Origin of the sequence: Thermoflavimicrobium dichotomicum, assembly GCF_900114055.1 — a bacterium.
Taxonomy (GTDB): Bacteria; Bacillota; Bacilli; order Thermoactinomycetales; family Thermoactinomycetaceae; genus Thermoflavimicrobium; species Thermoflavimicrobium dichotomicum.
Genome location: NZ_FORR01000002.1, coordinates 51,597 through 73,405, shown reverse-complemented (window position 1 = coordinate 73,405; position 21,809 = coordinate 51,597). Strand labels below are relative to the sequence as shown.

General features: G+C 43.0%; 16 protein-coding genes and 2 pseudogenes. 13 read left to right on the top strand and 5 right to left on the bottom strand.

The window, feature by feature from the left end; all coding sequences use genetic code 11:
• The first annotated feature begins 2 nt into the window (after positions 1-2).
• The 6 genes and pseudogenes from pheT (at position 3) to sleB (ending at position 6,271) form a co-directional block, all read left to right on the top strand.
• Positions 3-2,423: a phenylalanine--tRNA ligase subunit beta gene (gene pheT / locus BMZ78_RS02760; protein WP_093227831.1), complete on the top strand. Its 2,421-nt coding sequence runs from the start codon at positions 3-5 to the stop codon at positions 2,421-2,423.
• Positions 2,424-2,520: 97 nt separating this feature from the next.
• Positions 2,521-2,772 carry a cell division protein ZapA gene (gene zapA / locus BMZ78_RS02755; protein ID WP_093227830.1) on the top strand — a complete coding sequence of 84 codons (252 nt, stop codon included), beginning with the start codon at positions 2,521-2,523 and terminating at the stop codon, positions 2,770-2,772.
• 12 nt (positions 2,773-2,784) lie between these two features.
• Complete coding sequence (locus BMZ78_RS02750) at positions 2,785-3,306, top strand: CvpA family protein (protein ID WP_175482254.1); 522 nt, start codon at positions 2,785-2,787, stop codon at positions 3,304-3,306.
• Between the two features lie 130 nt (positions 3,307-3,436).
• On the top strand, positions 3,437-5,161 hold the full coding sequence (gene polX, locus BMZ78_RS02745; protein WP_175482253.1) for a DNA polymerase/3'-5' exonuclease PolX: 1,725 nt from the start codon (positions 3,437-3,439) through the stop codon (positions 5,159-5,161).
• Between the two features lie 105 nt (positions 5,162-5,266).
• Positions 5,267-5,557: pseudogene (locus BMZ78_RS19455) on the top strand (peptidoglycan-binding domain-containing protein); the annotation flags it as partial.
• A gap of 18 nt (positions 5,558-5,575) precedes the next feature.
• Positions 5,576-6,271, top strand: coding sequence for a spore cortex-lytic enzyme (sleB, locus tag BMZ78_RS02740; RefSeq protein WP_425263908.1), 696 nt, complete (start codon positions 5,576-5,578; stop codon positions 6,269-6,271).
• Between the two features lie 53 nt (positions 6,272-6,324).
• Here sleB and BMZ78_RS02735 read toward each other — a convergent pair whose 3' ends face one another.
• Positions 6,325-6,663 (bottom strand): phage holin family protein, encoded by a 339-nt coding sequence (locus BMZ78_RS02735; protein WP_093227825.1) that lies wholly within the window; start codon positions 6,661-6,663, stop codon positions 6,325-6,327.
• Between the two features lie 251 nt (positions 6,664-6,914).
• On the opposite strand from BMZ78_RS02735, the gene BMZ78_RS02730 reads away from it, so the two are divergent.
• On the top strand, positions 6,915-9,275 hold the full coding sequence (locus BMZ78_RS02730) for an endonuclease MutS2 (RefSeq protein ID WP_093227824.1): 2,361 nt from the start codon (positions 6,915-6,917) through the stop codon (positions 9,273-9,275).
• Between the two features lie 456 nt (positions 9,276-9,731).
• Here the strand turns inward: BMZ78_RS02730 and BMZ78_RS02725 are convergent, their stop codons facing one another.
• Positions 9,732-10,865: a S8 family peptidase gene (locus BMZ78_RS02725; protein WP_425263905.1), complete on the bottom strand. Its 1,134-nt coding sequence runs from the start codon at positions 10,863-10,865 to the stop codon at positions 9,732-9,734.
• A gap of 291 nt (positions 10,866-11,156) precedes the next feature.
• Between BMZ78_RS02725 and BMZ78_RS02720 the strand changes: the two genes are divergently transcribed.
• Together BMZ78_RS02720 and BMZ78_RS02715 are read left to right on the top strand one after the other, a co-directional pair.
• Positions 11,157-12,170, top strand: coding sequence for an aromatic acid exporter family protein (locus BMZ78_RS02720; RefSeq protein ID WP_093227820.1), 1,014 nt, complete (start codon positions 11,157-11,159; stop codon positions 12,168-12,170).
• Between the two features lie 3 nt (positions 12,171-12,173).
• Entirely contained in the window at positions 12,174-13,742 is a 1,569-nt protein-coding gene (locus tag BMZ78_RS02715; protein WP_245739715.1) for a M2 family metallopeptidase, read from the top strand.
• Positions 13,743-13,874: 132 nt separating this feature from the next.
• Here the strand turns inward: BMZ78_RS02715 and BMZ78_RS02710 are convergent, their stop codons facing one another.
• The 3 genes and pseudogenes from BMZ78_RS02710 to BMZ78_RS18675 form a co-directional block, all read right to left on the bottom strand.
• Complete coding sequence (locus BMZ78_RS02710; RefSeq protein ID WP_093227817.1) at positions 13,875-15,257, bottom strand: RsmF rRNA methyltransferase first C-terminal domain-containing protein; 1,383 nt, start codon at positions 15,255-15,257, stop codon at positions 13,875-13,877.
• A 104-nt stretch (positions 15,258-15,361) separates the two neighbouring features.
• A pseudogene (locus tag BMZ78_RS02705) lies at positions 15,362-16,669 on the bottom strand (BaiN/RdsA family NAD(P)/FAD-dependent oxidoreductase); the annotation flags it as partial.
• Positions 16,670-16,939: 270 nt separating this feature from the next.
• The gene (locus BMZ78_RS18675; RefSeq protein WP_175482251.1) at positions 16,940-17,092 is read right to left on the bottom strand and encodes a hypothetical protein; all 153 of its coding nucleotides are present in this window, start codon (positions 17,090-17,092) and stop codon (positions 16,940-16,942) included.
• Positions 17,093-17,397: 305 nt separating this feature from the next.
• On the opposite strand from BMZ78_RS18675, the gene BMZ78_RS02700 reads away from it, so the two are divergent.
• From BMZ78_RS02700 to BMZ78_RS02685, 4 genes are all read left to right on the top strand, one after another.
• The gene (locus BMZ78_RS02700) at positions 17,398-19,092 is read left to right on the top strand and encodes a long-chain-fatty-acid--CoA ligase (RefSeq protein WP_093227813.1); all 1,695 of its coding nucleotides are present in this window, start codon (positions 17,398-17,400) and stop codon (positions 19,090-19,092) included.
• Between the two features lie 163 nt (positions 19,093-19,255).
• Entirely contained in the window at positions 19,256-19,840 is a 585-nt protein-coding gene (locus BMZ78_RS02695; RefSeq protein ID WP_093227811.1) for a TetR/AcrR family transcriptional regulator, read from the top strand.
• Between the two features lie 36 nt (positions 19,841-19,876).
• The gene (locus BMZ78_RS02690) at positions 19,877-20,656 is read left to right on the top strand and encodes an electron transfer flavoprotein subunit beta/FixA family protein (protein ID WP_093227809.1); all 780 of its coding nucleotides are present in this window, start codon (positions 19,877-19,879) and stop codon (positions 20,654-20,656) included.
• 25 nt (positions 20,657-20,681) lie between these two features.
• Positions 20,682-21,662: an electron transfer flavoprotein subunit alpha/FixB family protein gene (locus BMZ78_RS02685; protein ID WP_093227807.1), complete on the top strand. Its 981-nt coding sequence runs from the start codon at positions 20,682-20,684 to the stop codon at positions 21,660-21,662.
• Positions 21,663-21,809: the final 147 nt, after the last annotated feature.

The following is a 21,809-nucleotide window of genomic DNA, read 5'->3' as shown; positions in this document are numbered from 1 at the left end:
AGATGCTTGTTTCATATGAATGGCTGAGTCAATATGTCGATCTCAAGGGAATTTCGCCAGAGGATATCGCAGAAGAACTGAACCGGACGGGAATTGAAGTAGAAGTGATTTACACCCGAGATAATGGTGTGAAAAATGTAGTGGTGGGAAAAGTATTGGCAGTAGAGCCTCATCCCGCAGCCGACCGATTGAAAGTTTGTTCCGTGTTGGTTGGTAAAGATGAGATGTTACAAATTGTATGTGGGGCTTCCAATGTAGCAGAAGGGCAACATGTACCTGTTGCCTTGGTAGGCGCGACGCTGCCAGGTGGTGTCAAAATCAAAAAAGCAAAACTGCGCGGAGTGGAATCACAAGGGATGATATGCTCAGCCAAAGAACTGGGCATACCCGATAAAATGTTAATGAAAGAACAGCAGGAAGGTATTCTGGTATTGGGTAAAGATGCACCCATTGGCCAAGATGTGAAAAAGTACTTGGGCATGGATGATCAAGTGATCGAATTGCAGCTGACTCCGAACCGGTCAGACTGTCTCAGCATGATTGGAGTGGCATTTGAAATCGCGGCTATTTTTGATCGTAAACTGACACTGCCTGATGTAGAAGAGCAAAAAGTGAAAGGAAAAGAATGGCCTGTCCGGATTCAGATTGAAGCCGAAGAGGATTGTCCGTTCTTTGCAGGACAAGTGATCCATAACGTCAAAGTGGGACCCTCGCCGCAATGGATGCAAAATCGCTTGATCTCCGCAGGCATTCGTCCGATTAACAATATCGTTGACATTACGAACTATGTAATGATTGAAACGGGACAACCCTTACATGCGTATGACTATTCCAAGATATCAAATGGCAACATTGTGGTCCGCCGGGCGCGTGCGGGAGAAAAGGTGGTAACTTTGGATGGAGTAACCCGTACGTGTGACGATGAAACCTTGTTGATTACAGATGGCAAAGAGGCTCTGGGAATTGCGGGAATTATGGGAGGTCAATCGTCTGAAGTGACTCCTGAGACCACATCGATTCTGATTGAATCGGCTTTCTTTGATCCCGTCATTACCCGAAAAACGGTTCGGAAATTGGGACTTCGTTCTGAAGCAAGTCACCGGTTTGAAAGAGGAGTGGATCCAGATCGCATTCTTCCGGCATTGACTCGGGCTGTACAGCTTATTCAAAAGATTGCTGGAGGAACAGTCGGCTCCAATGTTACCATGGAGCGGATCGGTGATGTAGAGGATGTCGTGGTTTCCCTGCGCCATGACCGTTTGGTCAGACTGTTGGGTGTACCCATTGAGAGCCAGGAAGTGCTTGATATTTTCCGGCGTTTGAACTTCGAGGCCAAGTTCAAAGATGGTGAGTATATCGTACAGGTTCCCACACGACGCCAGGATGTGACCATTGAAGTGGATCTGATTGAAGAAGTTGCCCGTATTTATGGCTATGATCGGATCCCTTCCACATTGTTGTCAGGTAAAAACATGCCTGGCAAATTGACCAAGGAACAAAAGATCCGCCGTATTATCCGGCAGACCTTGCGCAGCCTGGGATTAAATGAAGTGATTACTTACAGTTTGACTTCGCCTGAAACCAACCAAAAAGTGGCTTCTTTCCATCCAGAAGCCCGTCCGATCGCATTGGCCATGCCGATGAGTTCGGAACGCTCTGTACTTCGGACGACATTGGTACCCCACTTAATTGAAACAGCTGTATATAATATCAATCATGGAAATCAGGATGTAGCCATTTTTGAGATGGGATCGACCTATCTAACCCAAGATGCAAAGATCACAAAGTTGCCAGAAGAGCGTTATGAGTTAGCGATGCTAATCACTGGAGCATTTCGGCCTGCTACCTGGAATTTAAAAGCACTACCAGGTGGAGACTTCTTTGTGATGAAGGGAATTGTTGAAAACTTGCTTGCCCGCCTGGGGATTGACCAATATGAAGTGAGAGCCGCATCCCCAACAGGAATGCATCCAGGACGTTCGGCAGAGTTACTCATCAATGGAGAAATTGTAGCTATTTTTGGTCAGCTGCATCCAAAGCTGGCGAAAGAACATGATTTAGGGGATACAGTGGTTTGCCAGATCGATTTGGCCCGTCTGTGCCAGGCAGCAGCTGAAACCATTACGTATCAGTCGCTGCCTCGCTATCCCGCGGTCACACGTGACTTGGCGGTCGTTGTCAATGAAGATGTGATTTCCAGGGAAGTAGAAGCAGGAATTAAAGAAGCTGCTGGTGAATTATTAGAGTCTGTAAGACTTTTTGATGTGTTTACAGGTGAACAAATTGGAAAAGGGAAGAAAAATTTAGCTTACTCCCTTGTGTATCGGGCAAAGGATCGCACCTTGACAGATGATGAAGTACAGGCTGTTCATGACAAAGTGATCAATCATCTGGAAAAAACAGTGGGAGCAAGGTTGAGATAAAGAAGGAGACGACAAGAGGGATCATTTCGTTGTGGTGAACAACATGATCCCTCCTTTTTGAATACGGGTGTCTCACAGTGGGAAGGGGGTTATTTTCATGACCAAAAACCGATTGAATGTAGAAATTTATGGTCAACAGTACCAAATTGTTGGCAAAGCCAGCCCAAGTTATATACGACGGGTAGCCAATCATGTAGATGAAAAAATGAGAGAAATAGCGAATGTGAATCCTCGGCTCGATATGACACGACTAGCAGTCCTGTCTGCTGTCAATATCGCCGATGAGTATTTACGTTTGAAACAGGAATATGATGAAATCTTACATTTGGTAGAAGATGAACAACCTTAAAGGATTTGAATGATGAATATGTTGGATATCTTCCTGGTCATCTATATATTCTTTTCAAGTATAATGAGTTATAAACAAGGCTTGTTTTTACAGCTATATTCTTTGCTATCCTGGTTTATTGCACTCTGGTTTGCTTATATGTTTAACGACGATTTGGCTCCTGACATCGGATCATTGATTTTACCGGAGAGAAACGGATTGTCTTTACTGGCAGTGGACAAGCTTTTGTCGTCGATTGTTGCTTTTTTCCTTATCTTTTTGGGCATGAAGTTCCTGCTTAGACTCTTTGGTCCAATCGTCGGACAAGTATTCAAGCTGCCTGTTTTGCGACAGACGAATCAAATCGGCGGTTTGCTGATTGCTCTCATCAAAAACCTGATCGTCTTGATCCTCTTCGTTCATATTCTGCATCTTTTCCCTTGGGAAACAGGGCAACGAGCGGTAGAAGCTTCATGGATCTCTCAAGGTATTTTAAAGATCACTCCCGACTTGACTGAAGGATTAAAAAGCCTGTTTTTGTATAAAAATAATTAATATCAACTTTTATTTATATGGGTTCAAAATGTTTAAGCTGATTTGCAACGTTGGTTAACAATCTGATTTGCGTTATACATCTGGAGTCGGTATTATGCCGACTCTCGTTTCTTTCAAGGGGAGAAAGTGTATGAAAAACAAATACATAGCGAATATTCTTCATCAACTGGCTGATTTATTGGAAATTAAAGGAGAAAACACTTTTAAAGTGCAAGCCTATCGCAAAGCAGCCCGAACCGTCGAAAACAGCCGTGTGGCGATTGCGGAGATCGAAGACCGTTTGGAAGAGCTATCGGGTATTGGAAAGGGAACAGCAGCAGTCATTCGTGAGATCATTTCGATAGGCCATTGTAAACAATTGGAAGAATTGAAGGAACAATTGCCCCCTGATCTCCCTGATCTGCTCCATTTGCCAGGTATTGGCCCCAAGACAATCGCTACTCTTTATAAACAGCTTCAAATTACCAATCTGAATGAGTTGAAAGCGGCTGCAGAAAAACAGGAAATTCGCTCTCTTCCGGGATTTGGCCCTAAAAAGGAGCAAAAAATCCTGGAGGCGATTGAGCAGTTTTCCAAAAGACCGGAGCGATATCATTTGCATGAAGCACGAAGAGTAGCGGAGAAAGTACAGGCATATTTAAGCGAAATGGAAGAAATTGAGCGTTTTGAATTGGCAGGGAGTATTCGCAGATGGAAGGAAACGATTAAAGATATTGATTTTGTGGTAGCAACTCGTGATCCCATCGTGGTTGCGGAAAAAATAATAGCCATCCCGGAAGTAAGGCAAGTGGTGGGACAAGGAGAAACCAAGGTGAGTATCGTGGTGGAAGTGGAAGGAATCGTGATGGGAGTGGATATACGGCTGGTTCGTCCGGATCAATTTGGAAGCGCACTTCATCATTTCACGGGATCAAAAGAGCACAATGTGCGGATTCGCCAGCGTGCCAAACAACTTGGTTGGAAAGTCAGTGAGTATGGCATTTATGATCCTGAGACCCATCAAACGATGAAATTTGCTCAGGAAGCCCAATTTTTTGCTCAATTGGGGTTACCATGGATTCCGCCTGAACTGCGGGAAGATCGGGGTGAAATGGAAGAAGCCGAAGCGGGAAGGCTCCCCACATTGATTCGTTTGGAAGATTATCGGGGGGATTTGCATCTGCATACCCTATACAGCGATGGAACCGACACGATTTATTCCATGGCGAAAGCGGCTCAGGAACGCGGGTATGAATATATTGCGATTACGGATCATTCTCGCTCTTTAAAAGTGGCCGGTGGATTATCGATCGATGAAGTTTATGAACAATGGGAGGAAATCGAACAGGTCAAACGGCAATTACCTGGCATTGAAATCTTGAAAGGAACGGAAGTCGACATTTTGCCTGATGGAACATTGGACTATCCAGATGAATTGCTAAAAGAGATGGATTTGGTTATCGCCTCAGTTCACAGTCAATTTCATCAGGATGAGAAAACGATGACTCGCCGTATTGTGAAGGCCATGGAAAATCCATATGTTCATATCATCGCTCATCCAACAGGACGGCTACTTTTGCGTCGAGATCCCTATGAAGTGGATGTGGATGTGATTTTCCGTCATGCCAGGGAAACAGGAACAATTTTTGAGCTGAATGCAAATCCGTACCGGCTGGATTTATCGGATGAGTTGTTAAAGAGAGCGAAAGAGGAGTACGGGCTCAAGTTTACGATCAACACTGATGCACATGCGACGGAAGGATTTTCACAAGTAATTTTTGGCATTGCGACAGCACGTAGAGGATGGCTGGAGAAACAGGATGTGATTAACACCTATTCATTTCATCAACTAAAAAACGCGCTCAAAAAAAGCTAGCTTGCGTTCATGATGAAAAAGGTGTTCTCCTGCCTCTGCATATCCCCACCGATTAAAGGCATAATAACAGCAGAATTCCAACCTGGAAAGGGTTGAAATCCTGCTATGATATGGCGAAGGTTATTGATCGGCATCATGTTTTTTGCGCTGTTATCTACAGAAATGGTAGTGCAAAAAGTAGAAGCCTTCCCTTTTTCCAACACATTCGTTTCTTCTTTTGGCCCAGGGACTTTAAAAATAGGTTCTCGTGGGCGAGATGTCAGGGAATTGCAAGGACGTCTACAGTTTCTCGGGTATTACCGTGGCAAGATCGATGGGTATTTTGGATATCAGACACTGAAGTCGGTTCGTTGGTTCCAAGGAAGATTTGGTCTTCGGGCAGATGGGATTGTGGGTTCCAAAACGAAATTAAAGCTGTGGCAAGCGACCAAAAACTGGCGCCCAGGCATCACTTCTGTCTCCACTCCTATTTTAAGGCGCTGGGCGCGTGGCGGCTATGTATGGGAAATGCAAAATCGCTTGAAGTTTCTCGGGTTTTATACAGGGCCTGTCCATGGTGTATTTGACGAACGGACAGAAAATGCGGTTCGTTTATTCCAATATCGTTTTGGCCTGAAGGTGGATGGACTGGTAGGGGCAGAAACGAAGCGCAAATTATACTTAGCGACAAAGAATTGGAAACAACAAAAACCGGCTCCCAAGGTACCAGCGAAAGGTACGAACCGACCTCGACCGGTTAAAAACTCCTATGGATTGTCTCAACAGGATATTGAGTTGTTAGCCAAAACCGTACATGCCGAAGCCCGTGGTGAGCCATATGTTGGTCAAGTGGCAGTTGCGGCCGTCATATTGAATCGACTCGAAAGTGAGCTGTTTCCCAATACCATCACAGGGATTGTCTTCCAACCGTTGGCTTTTGAAGCTGTGGCAGATGGACAAATATGGTTGCAACCCGATGAATCGGCGAAAAAAGCCGTGATGGATGCCCTGAATGGTTGGGATCCTTCTGGGGGAGCACTATATTATTTCAATCCTGCTCGCGCAACATCCAAATGGATTTGGAGCCGTCCTCAGATTAAACGAATTGGAAAGCATATTTTCTGTAAATAACAGCGTTGCCTGAAAAGAAAAATCGAGCCAGTCATCTGGCTCGATTTTTCGTGTTAGGAAAAACGGGCACGTGCAGGCACAAACAAATCGATGAAGCCGATGATCAAAGAAGCAATCAAGGCGCCAAAAAAGGTAATACGGATGCCTGGTACAAGCCATGCGGTTACATAAATGACTGCCGCACTTACAATAAAACCGACAACGCCACGTGCAAAAGGAGAAATATCTTTGCCGAAAACCGATTCGATCACCCATCCCAATCCCGCAATGACAAGGGATGCAAGAAGAGCGGTCCAAAATCCGGTAATCGAAAAGCCGGGAACGAGTGTACTGATCGTGAGAAGCACGATTGCAGACACAGCAAAACGGACAACATGACGGAAAAAGTTCATTCTTTCACCTCCTGTTTAAATTAAGCCTGTCGTTCTGCCTATTCCATAACGCCGAAGAATCTGGCGCTATCGACGTTGTACAGGCGGTAGCGCAACAGAAATCCCGACGCTAAAAAATGAAGCTTTTGTCAGCAAACTTTATGTATCGTTATTTTGTATCGAATGAAATCGGTTTAGTCAGAAATAGAGGATGGAAAGTCGTGTTATAATAAGTGGAGCTAAAAATAAAATAAAGACGGGGAGATGGAGGCGTGGAGAACTGGACATTAAAGCCATTGGAATACAGTCAGGTAAAAGAGATGTTAAAACAATATACATCATCTACCTTGGGGAAAGAAAAAGTCGAACAAATCACGCCTTCGGCTGACTATCAAGAAGTCCAGAACCGATTGCAAGCTACAGCGGAAGGCTTTGATTTGATTCGTTTAAAGGGAGATGTATCTCTTGGTGGGATCCGGGATATACGAGCCTCTTTACGTCGGGCACGTGTGGGAGGCATGCTTTATGAAATGGAATTATTGGATGTCGCCAGTACGATTCGAGCGGGGCGTAAAAGCAAATCACTCCTGAAACAAATTGATGAAGAGCGAGCTGCTTTGCCTGTTTTGCGCAGTTTGACAGAGAAAATCATTCCTTGTGATACCCTGGAAGAAAGAATTCTCTATTGTATTGATGAACAGGGAATGGTCGTCAATCATGCCAGCCCGGTATTAGCCAAAATTCGTCACGAAATGGATCGCATAAAACAGCAAATCACCAATACACTGCAACAAATCATTCGTAATCCACATTACCAAAAAATGATGCAAGAACAAATTATTACACAGCGTTATGATCGTTATGTGATCCCCATTAAGCAAGAATATCGGGGTGCATTTGGTGGGATTGTTCATGACCAATCTTCATCGGGAGCCACCCTGTTCATAGAGCCTGAAGCAGTAGTTCAGTTAAATAACAAATTGAAAGAATGTGAATTGAAGGAAAGAAAAGAAGTTGAACGTATTTTGCAGGAATTGACCAATCTGGTGGCTGAAGCAGCAGATGCTTTGGAACAAAATGTAACCATTCTGGCTGAGTTGGACTTTATCTTGGCTAAAGCACGGTTTGGAAACGCTATGAAAGCGGTCGTACCTGTCTTGTCTACAGAGCGAAAGCTGAGGTTGAAACAGGCCCGTCATCCACTTATTCATCCCGAACAGGTTGTTCCAATTGATGTGGAGATGGGAGAGAGTTATCAAGCCATTATTATTACAGGTCCGAACACTGGAGGAAAAACGGTTTCGTTAAAAACGATTGGATTGCTGGCATTGATGGCCCAATCCGGTTTCCCCATTCCTGCAGAAGAAGGAAGTGTAATACCTGTTTATAGCGGTGTATTTGCAGATATTGGCGATGAGCAAAGCATTGAGCAAAACCTGAGTACATTTTCCGGTCATCTTACCAATATCATTCGCATTTTAAAGCAATTGGATGAGCGAAGTCTTGTATTGTTTGACGAATTGGGAGCAGGTACAGATCCCACGGAAGGGGCTGCACTGGCGACTGCCATTTTGGAGCATGTGATTGAAAAGGGCTGTTCGGTTGTGGCCACCACACATTATAGTGAGCTCAAATTATTTGCACACACACATCCGCGCGCGATCAATGCAAGTGTGGAGTTTGATGTTGAAACACTCAAGCCCACTTACCGACTGCTGATTGGAGTGCCTGGACGAAGTAACGCATTTGCAATTTCCAAGCGCCTGGGGCTACCTGAGTCGATCATTCAAGTCGCCAAGTCGCACCTCTCACAGGATGAAAATCGATTGGAAGAAATGATTGCCGCACTTACTCAGGAACGTAAAACATCTGAAGAAGAGAGAAGTAAAGCAGAACGTTTGCGCAAGGAAGCGGAACAGCTTGTTCGTGAGCTCAAGGAAAAATTGCAACATTGGGAAGAAGAAAAAGCCCGTTTAAAAGAAAAAGCGAGACAGGAAGCACAAGAGATTGTAAGAAAAGCAGAACGGGAAGCAGAAGAGGTATTAAAAGAATTGCGTGAATGGGCGAAAAAACGTCCGCAAGAAATCAAGGAACACCAATTGTTTGAAGCGAAAAAACGATTGTCTGAAGCTGTTCCGGATGTGGAATATCCTGAGCAGATCATTAGCCAGCCACAACAGGATCAACCATTGGAGCCGGGTGATGAAGTTTTTGTCCCTCGTTTCAATCAAAAAGGAACCGTTGTCGAAAGCTTGGGACAAGATGAGTATCTCGTGCAACTGGGTATTCTTAAAATGAAATTGCATCATAATGAATTGCAGAAAAAAGCTTCAGCAGGCTCTTCGGTCACAACGAAAGTGATGACTTCGGTGCAGCGGAAATCAGTCGATGTCAAACCAGAACTGGATCTGCGTGGAAAAATGGTTGAGGATGCGATTGTGGAAATTGACAAATATCTGGATGCCGCTGTTCTGGCAGGACTCAAATACGTTTCACTCATTCATGGAAAAGGAACAGGAGCTCTCCGTACAGGGGTACAAAACTTTCTGCGCAACCATCGGAGTGTGAAATCATTCCGCTTGGGCTCTCATGGTGAAGGTGGAGCAGGCGTTACCATTGTGGAGTTAAAGTAGGATCGAGGGGGAAAGTGATGAAATATCTGCCCAAAATTCTAGGCATTGTCAGCGTACTCTTTTTTATTGTGGGGATTATTTGGTTGTTCATGAATTCCTGATCCCTTTCCCTTCCAGTTCATTTTGAAGAGAATTTAGTACACATGAAGAAAATGAAAAAACGTCCACCTGACTTATAATGGGGTGGACGTTCAGTTTGTTGACAAAGTATCGGTTATATGCCGATTTTCCTTACTGGAAAAGAAAAACCGGATTGTCAACAGGTTCTCATGTTGCCGAGAAACATCATCAGAGGGATGAGTTTTCTATAAAGCGGAGGGATGGGTTCCTTACGGAGTGACTGTGATGGTACAGAAGTCGTCACGGAGGAAGGAACCCATCCCGAAGCGCGGGAGAAACATTCAGGATAGCCTTGACGTCCACCTGTCTTATAATGAGGTGGACGTTTCTTTTCTTTTACTTCTTCGCTTTTACTGCTTTTTCCGCATTAAGCCTTCCGTATTTCCAATATTGTCCAGTTCCGGGGATGGGATCTGCTGATCTTTCGAGTGTTTCTCGAATTTGCTTTCCATTTTTTCCTTGGGAAGCGAGAAGGCTGGCAACTCCAGTAACAAAAGGAGCCGCCATCGATGTTCCTGATTCGAGTTGATAAGTTTTATCAGACCAGGTCGATAAAATATCTACACCTGGAGCGACGATATCCACCCATTGGCCATAATTGGAGAAGTCCGCCTTTTCATCATTCGCATCTGTTGCCCCTACAGCAATGACATTGGGATAGTAAGCAGGATAAAGAGGGAGGGAAGAATCATTATTTCCAGCAGCAGCGACGACAACAACACCTTTATTGACAGCGTATTGAATCGCTTCTCTCATGATACGACTATCATCTGTGGAACCCAGACTGAGATTGATTACTTTTGCTCCTTGGTCAACTGCATAGGTGATCCCATCAGCTATATCCGATAAATATCCTTCTCCATCTGCATCAAGCGAGCGAACAGCCAGTATTTTCACTTTAGGAGCCATGCCGGCAATACCTATCCCATTATTCGTAATAGCGGCAGCAATTCCCGCACAATGGGTTCCATGGCCGTTTTCATCCATCGGATCCCTATCATCGTCAACAAAATCTTTACCTTTTATTACTTTTTCTTTTAGATCAGGATGTTTATAATCAACTCCGGTATCGACGGTGGCAATGATTGTATTGGCATTTCCTTTGGTGACCGTCCAGGCCTGTTCTGCCCGAACTTTTTTCAATCCATATTGTTGGCTGAACTTGGGATCATTGGGCGCTTTGGTTGTATGGAAAACCATGTTTTTTTCTGCATAATCCACAAAGGGTAATTGTTCAAGCTGTTGAATCGTGTCGTTGATCGAAGTAGAGGTGGTGACACGAAGCACCGCATATCCCAATGCATGATTTTGAGAGACGACTTTCCCAAATGATGCGAGGGAAGCTTCGTGCTTAAGTTTTACAATAATTTCGTGACTCTTTACGGAGGCAGGATTTATACCACTAGCATAACTGGTTGAAAAAAATAGGGTTAGAGTGAAAAAAAGGGGTAAAAATAACTTCAAATACATCAACTCCTCTGTCTGTTCTCTTGCCATTCCATAGAAATTAATATTCCTGATAGCTAGGTCATCTTCCTTTAAATTTTTTGGCAAATATTTGTACATTCAAAAAATAATAAAAAATAATCGATAATAAATAAAAAAAGTTATATGTAAAAGACATGAGCGTTTATTGAGTTGTGCTGATGATCTGGAAAGAAGGGGAAGGAGGGATCAGAAACTGGCTGATCCATTTGGATTGATATACAATGAGTCAGGGAATATGAGATCATACATACATTTCATAAAAGGTGATACGATATGAAAATTGGATTTCGTGTGATCAAGACGGCCATTGGGACAGGTTTGGCCATTGCTGTAGCCAGTTGGATTGGTTTGAAATTTTATTCTTCTGCTGGGGTCCTAACAATTTTATGTCTTAAAGAGACGAGAAAACGCTCCATCGAAAGTGCAATTGAAAAGATGATTTCTTGTATCATCGGTGGACTGTTTGCAGCCGTCTCATTCAAGTTATTTGGTTTTACACCTTGGACGATTACACTCATTTTATTGATGGTGATCCCGGTCCTGGTGGCATTAAAAGCGAAAGACAGTGTGGCAACGAGTTCAGTTGTGATCTTGCATCTTTATATGCTTCATAAAGTGGATGGGATGACACTTCTGAATGAACTGGGGATTATTGTAGTGGGCATTACTTTTGCATTGATGATGAACATCATTATGCCGAGTGCTGAGAAGCAATTAAAAGCATATCAGGAACAAGTGGAGGCTTATTTTAAAAAGATTTTTATGGAATTTGTTATTTATTTACGTCAGGGAGAAAGCGATTGGGATGGTAAAGAAATTCTCGAAGTGCATAAAGTGTTGCAAGAAGCAAAGGATTTAGCGCTAAAGGATATCGAAAATAATTTGAGATATAATGACAATCACTATTTCCATTATTTTGAGATGCGCGAAAAACAGTTTGAGATCATTCAGCGTATCATGCCATTGGTGAGCTCTTTGGATGAAACTTATGAACAAAATTATATGATTGCCGACTTTTTGGAGAATCTCGCCCATGCGATTCATCCTGGAAACACTGTAAGTATTTATTTGGATGAGCTCCAGAAAATGAGGCAGAAATTTAAAACCTCTCCGCTGCCACAAGACCGAAAAGAATTCGAGGTACGAGCCGCTTTGTTTCATTTTGTCAATGAAATGCAGCGTTATTTGCTTATTAAAAAAGCTTTGTTTGACCAACATACAAAAAGGAAAAAGAATCAGTGGAGTCTTTTTATAAAGAAAGAGAAGACATCAAATGAAGGGAGTTAAATGATGGAAGACTTTTTGCGACAAGAAAATGAAAAAATAGCAAGTATATTCAGGGAATGGATGCAGGCAAGCTGGATGGTAAATACAACGGGAGAGAAAGAGTGGCAAGAAAAAGAAGCCAGAGCTGAAGCTGAGTACCGGCATTACTGTTCGAATCCTGAACGTTTCAAACAGATTCAACATGGATTGCAGACAGCCGAACCGAATTCGCTTGAACATCGTCAATATCAGCGCCTGTATCAAGATGCCTTGGCCAATCAATTGCCCAAAGACATGCTTGAGAAAATGGTGCAACTTTCTTCTGAACTAAGCAATATTTTTAATACCTTTCGTGGAGAGATGGATGGAAGGAAGATTTCTGAAAATGAAATCCGTGATATTCTTGTAAACAGTGTGGATCAAAAAAAGAGAAAGAAAGCATGGGAAGCAAGCAAACAGATTGCCCAGAAAGTGACACCCGGTTTACTTCAATTGATCCAGTTAAGAAATGAAGCAGCCAGAAAGCTGGGGTATGAGGATCATCATCAGATGGCTTTTGAGCTTAATGAGTTAGATCGTGATGAAATTTATGGCATTTTTCAGCGGCTCAAAGAATTAACCGATGAGCCATTCCGAAAAATCAAAAGCGAAATCGATCAAGAGCTGGCAGAACGATATGGCATCAAAGTGAGTGAACTTCGACCCTGGCACTATCTGGACCCCTTTTTCCAGGAAGCTCCTCCCATCCCAGGAACGGATATAAGTGCTTACTTCCAAAATAAAAACATTGAACAGTTAACTGCAGACACTTTTCGTGCATTAGGTATGGATATTACTGATTTGTTGGCAAATAGCGACTTATATGAGCGAGAAAGAAAAAACCAACATGCCTTTTGCATTGATATGGATCGTGAAGGAGATGTCCGGGTACTCTGTAATATTCGAAACAACCAATACTGGATGGAGACGATGCTGCACGAATTTGGCCATGCGGTGTATGATAAATACAATGATCCAAGCCTGCCTTTTATCCTGCGAACACACGCACATATTTTTACCACAGAAGCAGTAGCCATGTTCTTTGGACGGATGGTTAAAAATCGGGAATGGCTCCATACCTTTTTGGGACTGGATGATCAAACATTGGATCGAATCATGCCCAATGTAGAGAAAATGCTACAAAGACAGATGCTCATAACGGCACGTTGGGTGATTACATTCGTCTTTTTTGAAAGAGAACTGTATCGTAACCCGGATCAGGATCTCAATCGTTTGTGGTGGAAGTTTGTCAGCGAGATTCAATATGTACATCCACCAGAAAAAACGGATTATCCGCACTGGGCAGCAAAAATCCACTTTACGATTGCTCCCGTATATTATCAAAACTATTTACTGGGAGAATTGACAGCTTCCCAATTCGATCAATATATACGGAATCATATATCGCCATCCATTTTCAATCAGGAAGTCGGTAAATTCTTTATTGAGAAGGTATTTAAACCAGGGGATCGCTATGGATGGGAAGGAATGATTGAGCGGGCAACAGGTGAACCACTCAACCCCGAGCATTTTGTCAAACAGTTTGTGAAATGATCAAAAAACCCGACTTTGAATGATGAAGTCGGGTTTTGCCTTTGCTATGGTTTTGGAAAATATTGTCATGACGAATCGGAAAAACGGAGTGGGTGCCCAATTCGATTTGTAACTTCGGGACTTTGAAATGACCTAATATTTATCCCAACGCAACCACTTTGGATAGTGATTTTTAAGCATACCGCCTGATGCTTTGCCCCATCCAAGCGGGAAATCATCAACCGTTACCAAGACCCAGCCTTTGCCTTGGGAGAACGGAAGTGTTTCGCCCTGGAGATAAAGATACAACTCCGATTGATCCACTTTAAAATGATGCACTTGTTTGACTGAGTCAGGTGGAATGGATAAGGCTAGTGCATGTGAAGGGATAAAGTGTTTTTTCTTTACCTGTCCCAAATATCGGCCAGGTCTTTCTACCCGTAATCCTTTAAGTGAGGGAAGTTCTTCGGGAACCAGATAGAGGTGCTCACCGTATAAAGTCAGGGTTCCGTCTATCATGTTTTGGTGAAAAGTTTCCCGCATAAATTGTTGAAACAGCTTGATCGCTTCATGATGTACAGGTGGATATTTTCCCGCTTTTTTTTTGTGCCCCTCTATACCATCCCTCTTTTGCAGGACTGCAACAAAGTGGCCTTCCCCTCGTAAATGATGGGGCCACAGTCTGGCAGTATGCGATAGTTCAGGATGAAAAGGAGTAGCCCAGTCAGGATGGCCTGGCTGGTAATGGACATGCTGTGGTACAGGTAACAGTTCAAATTCGGGATGTTTTTCCAAAAAGTGAGCGATTACCCCTTCATTTTCAATCGGATTGAAAGTGCAGGTGGAATAAACAAGGCGTCCTCCTGCACGTAACATAGGGGCAGCAGCTGTCAGGATTTCGATCTGTAGCTGAGCGCACTTTTCTACCGCACGTGGACTCCAACGTTCACAGCTGTCTGGATCTTTCCGAAACATTCCTTCGCCTGAGCAAGGCGCATCAATCAGGATTCGGTCAAAAAAGTTCACGAATCGACTGGACAGATGCTCTGGATGTTCGTTAAGAACCACGGCATTGGTGACGCCACAGCGCTCCAGATTTTCGACCAAAGCTTTAATGCGTTTATTGTCGATTTCATTGGCGACCAGTATACCCTGGTTTTTCATTTTGGCGGCAATTTGTGTGGTTTTTCCTCCTGGAGCTGCACATAAGTCCAGTATTTTTTCACCAGGTTGGGGATCCAGTGCTTCGGCAGGAGCCATTGCACTTGCATCCTGAATGTAATAAAGTCCAGCGGCATGATAAACATGCTTTCCGGGACGATCTAGCTCATGCTGGTAATAATAAGCTTCTTTACACCAGGGAATGGGTTCCAAATGAAAAGGAACCTTTTGCTGAAGATCTTCCGCTGTGATTTTTAGTGTATTTACGCGCAAAGAGCGAACGGGAGGTTCTTCATAGGTTTGGATAAAGGATGGGTATTCATCTTTTAATAGCGTTTGCATCTGTTCCAGGAATGCTTGGGGGAGTGAATTCATTCACCTCTTCCTTTCACTTGTTCTTTCAAGTTGAATCAAATATCTGCTATTTTTTTCACCGAAGTTTGAACAGGGATCTCCTACCACCGTTTAAAGAAAATCATTCAGTGGGAAAGTTGGGATTGAACTTTTAGAGCCGCACTTTTTCCAGCTACATATCCAGTACAAGATGCTGCCGTGATGTTATAACCACCGGTATAACCATGAATATCCAAGACTTCTCCACAGAAATATAGCCCTTCCATGAGTTTTGATTCCATGGTTTTGGGATGTATCTCCTTGACATGAACACCACCGCCTGTTACAAAAGCTTTTTCCATCGGGAGCGTTCCATTCACTTGTACAATGAATGCTTTTATATGCCTGCAGATGTCCAATAGCTGTTCTTTGGATAAATGGGCACAGGTCAGCTCTTCAGATAGATCCAGTCGCTGTAGGATAATGGGGACCAGCCGATCAGGAATGGAAAGCTTGAGCGTATTTTTTACTGTTTTCTTTGCATGTTGTTCCACTATCTGCCTGGTTTGCTGAAATAATGTATCCAGCGATTGGTCAGGAAATAAGTCGATATGAATGGGGACTGTCTCTACCGCAAACTTTTTTTGCGTTTTAATCACAAACTGGCTGCATCTTAAAGCTGCTGGACCAGAGAGGCCAAAATGGGTAAAGAGCATATCCCCACGATGAGTGACCAGTTTTTTTCCTTTGGGGTTGTAGACAGACAGAGTCACATCACGTAAAGACAAACCTTGCAATTCTCTGGACCTGATAAAAGGTTCAGGCGAGGTAAGAGGGACTTCTGTTGGAAATAATTCGGTAATGGTATGACCTGCTTCTTTCGCCCATACATATCCATCACCGCTGGATCCAGTATGCGAAGCCGCTTTTCCTCCTGCTGCCACGATCACAGCAGGTGCATAAAAAACTTCCCCTGTTTTACATTCAACCCCTTTGACTTTGCCGTTTTCATATAGAACACGTTTGACAGGTGTATGGACGCGAATATCGGTTCCAACCATTTTTACTTTTTTTATCAATGCTTGGACGACTGATTTGGCACTGTCCGAAACAGGAAACATTCGCCCATGATCTTCTTCTTTTAGAGGGACACCCAAATCTTCAAAAAAACGGATCAGATCACGATTGTTAAAAATGGAGAACACGCTATAGAGAAAGCGACCATTTCCGGGAATATGCTTAATCAGTTCGTCAATTTCCTTGTTATTTGTGACATTGCATCGGCCACCGCCAGAAATGGCGAGCTTTTTGCCCAGCTTGTCGCCTTTGTCCAACAGCAGGACTTTTGCCCCATGCATGCCGGCCGAAGCGCTCGCCATGAGCCCGGCTGGACCTCCTCCGATCACGATGACATCGTAGTTCATATGATTGACTCCTTTATAATCACCTTTAAGGGTATGTTCACCAGACTTTCATTATTTTAGTTGAGAGTGGATGGGATGAAAAGTGGGTGGAAACTGTAAGTAGCTGTAGCTACCCATGAAAAGAATAAAGAAGAGATAAAAAGAGCCGGTTTCCTCTTCCAGCTCTCTGCTTGGTGACAATGATTCTGTTATATGCCGGCTTTCTTTTTCCGTTTCACTCCCGCCGAGCAAAAGTCGTTCAACTTGAAAAGGAAAACCGGGTTTGAAGCGGCTTCAGAGCTGGTTTGTTCCAGCTCCTTTTTATAAAAATTGTTGCAATAAATCCCACAGGTCTATTTGCTGTACCAAATCCCATAATTGATCAATCAGGTAGATCGCAAGGATCACACCAATTAGCAGTAAACACAAGAGAATGATAACGATGGTGAGCATGATCTTTTTCAATCGAGCCATGGCTTTTCACCTTCTAGGCAGGTAAGTATTTTCCCTTTTATTTTACCTCATTTTCATAGAAGTGCACATTCGGAGAAATGTTGAGCCGCTTGCATGACTTGGGAGCATGTATAAAAAATAAGAATATTCATATGAATATTCTCTTTTATTTTATAAAAAACCTAAAATAAATTATGTAAAATGCATAAATAGAGATTCAAAAAATGAATTAAATTAGATAAAATATAATTGTCATATTTTGTTCATCTTTGAGTCGATTTGAATGAGCGGTCATTCATTTTGAACCGGGAGATAGGAGGATGGGTATGGGAGCGGAGAATAAGCCATGGCTGAAACACTATCCCAAACAAATCCCTGAGTCAATTGAGTATCCTGATATTTCGATTGCTCAACTGTTAATTGATACAGCTAAAGACTTTCCCAATCATGAAGCGATTATTTTCATGGGAAAACGATTAACATTTCAGCAATTGCTTGATCAAGTGTATTCGTTTGCGAATGCTTTAAAAAGATTGGGAGTAAAGCCAGGTGAACGTGTATCGATTATGTTGCCGAACTGTCCACAAGCAGTTGTTGCTTATTATGCGTCCTTGATGATTGGAGCAATTGTTGTCCAAACGAATCCGTTATACATGGAACGTGAGTTGGAGCACCAGTTAAATGATTCGGATGCCGAAACAATCATATGTCTGGATTTGGTTTTACCCAAAGTATTGAATGTGAAAGAAAAAACAAAATTACAACGAGTCATTGTAACGGGAATTGCCGATGTATTGCCATTTCCAAAGAATTGGTTATATAAGCTCAAATTAATGAAAGATGGCATGAAAGTGGAAATTCCGACAGGACCCGAATTTTACTCCATGAAGCAATTGATTGCAGAAGAAGTGCCAACACCCTTGAAACCTGTATACCATTCCAAAGATGATGTAGCTTTGCTGCAATACACGGGTGGAACGACAGGATTATCCAAGGGAGCGATGTTAACCCATCGCAATTTGATCAGTAATACGTATCAAATCACCGCCTGGACGTATAAAGCAAAGCGTGGACAGGAGAAGGTGTTGGGAGTATTGCCATTTTTCCATGTTTATGGTTTAACGACGTTAATGCATTTTGCCATTCATCTTGCTTCAACGATGATTCTGGTTCCGCGTTTTGATGCCACCATGATTCTGAAAGAAATTGAAAAGCATCGACCCACGTATTTTCCGGGTGCACCCACCATGTATATTGGTTTGATCAATCATCCGGATATTGGTCGATATGATTTGTCTTCGATTGAGGCATGTCTGAGTGGATCTGCACCGCTTCCCGTAGAAGTCCAAGAGGCATTTGAAAAATTGTCTGGTGGAAAGTTAATTGAAGGTTATGGTTTGACAGAAACCTCACCTGTAACACATGCAAACCTGATTTATGATCGGGTGAAACATTCTACGATTGGTTTACCTCTACCAGACACGGAATGCCGGATCGTCAATCCGGATACTGGAGAAGAGGTCTCTGTTGGTGAAGCCGGTGAATTGCAAATACGTGGTCCACAAGTGATGAAGGGATATTGGAAGCGTCCAGAAGAAACAAAAGCGGTGTTAAAAGATGGATGGTTAAATACAGGGGATATTGGCAAAATGGATGAAGACGGTTATTTCTATATTTTAGATCGGAAAAAAGATGTGATTATCGCTGGTGGATATAATATTTACCCGCGTGAGGTTGAAGAGGTTTTATATGAACATCCAGCGATCCAGGAAGCTGTCGTGGTAGGAGTGCCTCACGAATATCGCGGTGAAACCGTAAAAGCATATATTGTCTTAAAAGAAGGACAGAAATTGACAGAAAAAGAAGTGGAAAAGTACTGTCGGGAGAAATTGGCGGCTTACAAAATACCACGGATTGTAGAGTTTAGAAAGGAATTGCCGAAATCCAATGTTGGAAAGATCTTGCGGCGAGTTTTACGGGAAGAAGCAGTACGAGAGTTTAAGAAGAAAAAAGCGAATTAATGAGGATCAACCGGCATTGTATATGTCTATTTTAAATATTTTTATTGTATACGCTTACAGTTTCTTGCTGAAAATGGTTGACAAATGGACTTGGGCGTAATAGACTTAAAATGAATGATTGTTCATTCATTTTTGTCTAGATTCACAGAGAGGAACATGATTCATGGTGAAACGGACCGGTGACAAATACGAAGCAATTATCAATGCTGCGGTACGTGTAATTGCTGAATATGGCTATCATAACGCCCAGGTTTCCAAAATTGCTCGTGAGGCGAAAGTGGCAGATGGCACCATTTATTTATACTTCAAAAATAAAGACGATGTACTGATCTCGGTTTTTCGGGAGAAAATGGGAGCTTTTATTACAGAAGTAGAACAGGAATTGGAAAAAGTATCCTCGCCTGTAGAGCAGTTGTATCATTTGATCCGCCTTCATTTAAACAAATTTGACCAAAATAAGCAGCTGGCCATCGTAATGCAGATCGAACTTCGTCAATCCAACCCTGAGGTCCGTAAAGGCATTGGGAAAATATTGAAGAGATATACCGATGTGATTGACAGAATTGTTGAATCAGGAATCGAACAAGGGGTTTTCCGGCCTGACTTGGATGTTCGAATTGTACGCCGCATGATCTTTGGCACGCTTGATGAAACCGTTACATCCTGGATTATGAATGATTATAAATACAGTCTGGTGGAACAAACAGAGCAACTTCATCGTTTATTTGTGCAGGGAATTGGGAAATGAACATCATCGGAAGCGAAATGAAAGGGGATCAACTACATGAACATTTTGGTATGTCTAAAACAAACATTTGACACCGAAGAAAAAATCACCCTTGAAAATGGTCGCATTAATGAAGAAGGTGTAGAATTTGTTATTAATCCTTATGATGAATATGCTGTCGAAGAAGCAATTAAATTAAAAGAACAATTTGGAGGAGAAGTCACTGTCATCACCATTGGTCCTGAGCGGGCTGAACAAGCTTTGCGTACAGCCATGGCGATGGGAGCAGATAAAGGTGTGATCGTGGATATCGAAGATTTGGGAGATAACGTCGATGAACATACGATTGCACAGGTATTGGCCGCTACCATCAAGGAAGAGGATTTGGCATTTGATATCATCCTTTGTGGTTATATGGCGATTGATGATGGATCCGCACAAGTTGGTCCACGTCTGGCTGAGCTGTTGGAAATCCCGCACATTTCGACCATTACCAAACTTACCATTGATGGCAATAAAGTCACTGTCGACAAAGATGTGGAAGGCGACGTCGAAGTGATTGAATCTACCCTGCCCATTCTGGTTACAGCACAACAGGGTCTCAACGAGCCACGTTACCCATCTTTGCCTGGGATCATGAAAGCGAAGAAGAAACCGCTTACTCGCCTCGAACTCGATGACCTCGATCTGGATGAAGAGGAAATTGTCGCAAAAACAGAAACCATCGAAGTCTTCTTGCCGCCTAAAAAACAAGCAGGAAAAATTCTGCAAGGGGAGCTTGTCGATCAGGCTAAAGAATTGGTCCATCTACTAAGAAATGAAGCAAAAGTGATTTAATTGGGACTTGAGGGGGAACTGTAGGATGAGCAAAAATGTATTGGTATTCGCAGATGTTCGGGACAAAAAGTTGCGTAACGTGGCTTTGGAATGTTTGGCTGTGGCACGGAAAGTGGCAGATGGCGGGGTTGTTACGGCTGCTGTATTTGGCAGCTTTGCGAAAGATTTCGTCGATCCCTTGGCTCATCACGGTGCAGACCGGGTGATTACCGTATTGAATCCGGAATTGGATCAGTATACGACCGATGCTTATTTCCAGGCTTTTAAACAAGTAATTGAAAAAGTGCAACCGGATGCCATTTTCACCGGACATACGGCTGTAGGTCGCGATGTAAGCCCACGCATTGCCGCTCGCCTAGGCTTGGGACTCATTTCCGACTGCACAAATGTTGAAGTTCAAGATGGACAGATTGTGTTCACTCGTCCGATTTATGCTGGTAAGGCTTTTGTAAAAAAGGTAGTGAAAGAAGGCACTGTTTTTGCGACAATTCGTCCAAACAATATTGAAGCAATGAACGCAGATCCAGGTCGGAAAGCAGAAACGGAAGAGCTGCAAGTAACCTTCGCTCAAGACCTGCTGCGCACCATTGTAAAAGAGGTCGTAAGAAAAACAGCTGAAGGTGTTGATCTGTCTGAGGCACGTGTGATTGTTGCCGGCGGTCGGGGTGTAAAAAGCGCTGAAGGATTTAAACCATTACAGGAACTGGCTGATTTATTGGGTGGAGCCGTTGGTGCTTCTCGTGGAGCGTGCGATGCTGGATATTGTGACTATGCACTGCAAATTGGCCAGACGGGTAAAGTAGTAACACCTGACCTGTACATTGCTTGTGGAATTTCTGGAGCAATCCAGCACTTGGCAGGGATGTCAAACTCCAAAGTCATTGTTGCGATTAACAAAGATCCGGAAGCAAACATTTTCCAAGTAGCTGATTATGGAATCGTGGGTGACCTTTTTGAAGTGGTTCCATTGTTAACAGAAGAATTTAAAAAGGTATTGGGGAAATAATATAGTCAGGTTCATTTTCTCGGTGCGGAAGAGGAAGCCCAAGAGAACAAGGAGCTATTTTCCAGAATAATAATTAGCATCTGGAAATAGGCTCCTCGTTTTATCGTTTGATCCAGTCTCACTTTCTCAACAGATCTTTTGCCACCC

Coding starts and splice junctions, on each gene's coding strand:
- pheT (WP_093227831.1), top strand. CDS start 3: ATGCTTGTTTCATATGAATGGCTGAGTCAATATGTCGATCTCAAGGGA.
- zapA (WP_093227830.1), top strand. CDS start 2,521: ATGACCAAAAACCGATTGAATGTAGAAATTTATGGTCAACAGTACCAA.
- BMZ78_RS02750 (WP_175482254.1), top strand. CDS start 2,785: ATGAATATGTTGGATATCTTCCTGGTCATCTATATATTCTTTTCAAGT.
- polX (WP_175482253.1), top strand. CDS start 3,437: ATGAAAAACAAATACATAGCGAATATTCTTCATCAACTGGCTGATTTA.
- BMZ78_RS02735 (WP_093227825.1), bottom strand. CDS start 6,663: ATGAACTTTTTCCGTCATGTTGTCCGTTTTGCTGTGTCTGCAATCGTG.
- BMZ78_RS02725 (WP_425263905.1), bottom strand. CDS start 10,865: ATGTATTTGAAGTTATTTTTACCCCTTTTTTTCACTCTAACCCTATTT.
- BMZ78_RS02720 (WP_093227820.1), top strand. CDS start 11,157: ATGAAAATTGGATTTCGTGTGATCAAGACGGCCATTGGGACAGGTTTG.
- BMZ78_RS02715 (WP_245739715.1), top strand. CDS start 12,174: ATGGAAGACTTTTTGCGACAAGAAAATGAAAAAATAGCAAGTATATTC.
- BMZ78_RS02710 (WP_093227817.1), bottom strand. CDS start 15,257: ATGAATTCACTCCCCCAAGCATTCCTGGAACAGATGCAAACGCTATTA.
- BMZ78_RS18675 (WP_175482251.1), bottom strand. CDS start 17,092: ATGGCTCGATTGAAAAAGATCATGCTCACCATCGTTATCATTCTCTTG.
- BMZ78_RS02700 (WP_093227813.1), top strand. CDS start 17,398: ATGGGAGCGGAGAATAAGCCATGGCTGAAACACTATCCCAAACAAATC.
- BMZ78_RS02695 (WP_093227811.1), top strand. CDS start 19,256: ATGGTGAAACGGACCGGTGACAAATACGAAGCAATTATCAATGCTGCG.
- BMZ78_RS02690 (WP_093227809.1), top strand. CDS start 19,877: ATGAACATTTTGGTATGTCTAAAACAAACATTTGACACCGAAGAAAAA.
- BMZ78_RS02685 (WP_093227807.1), top strand. CDS start 20,682: ATGAGCAAAAATGTATTGGTATTCGCAGATGTTCGGGACAAAAAGTTG.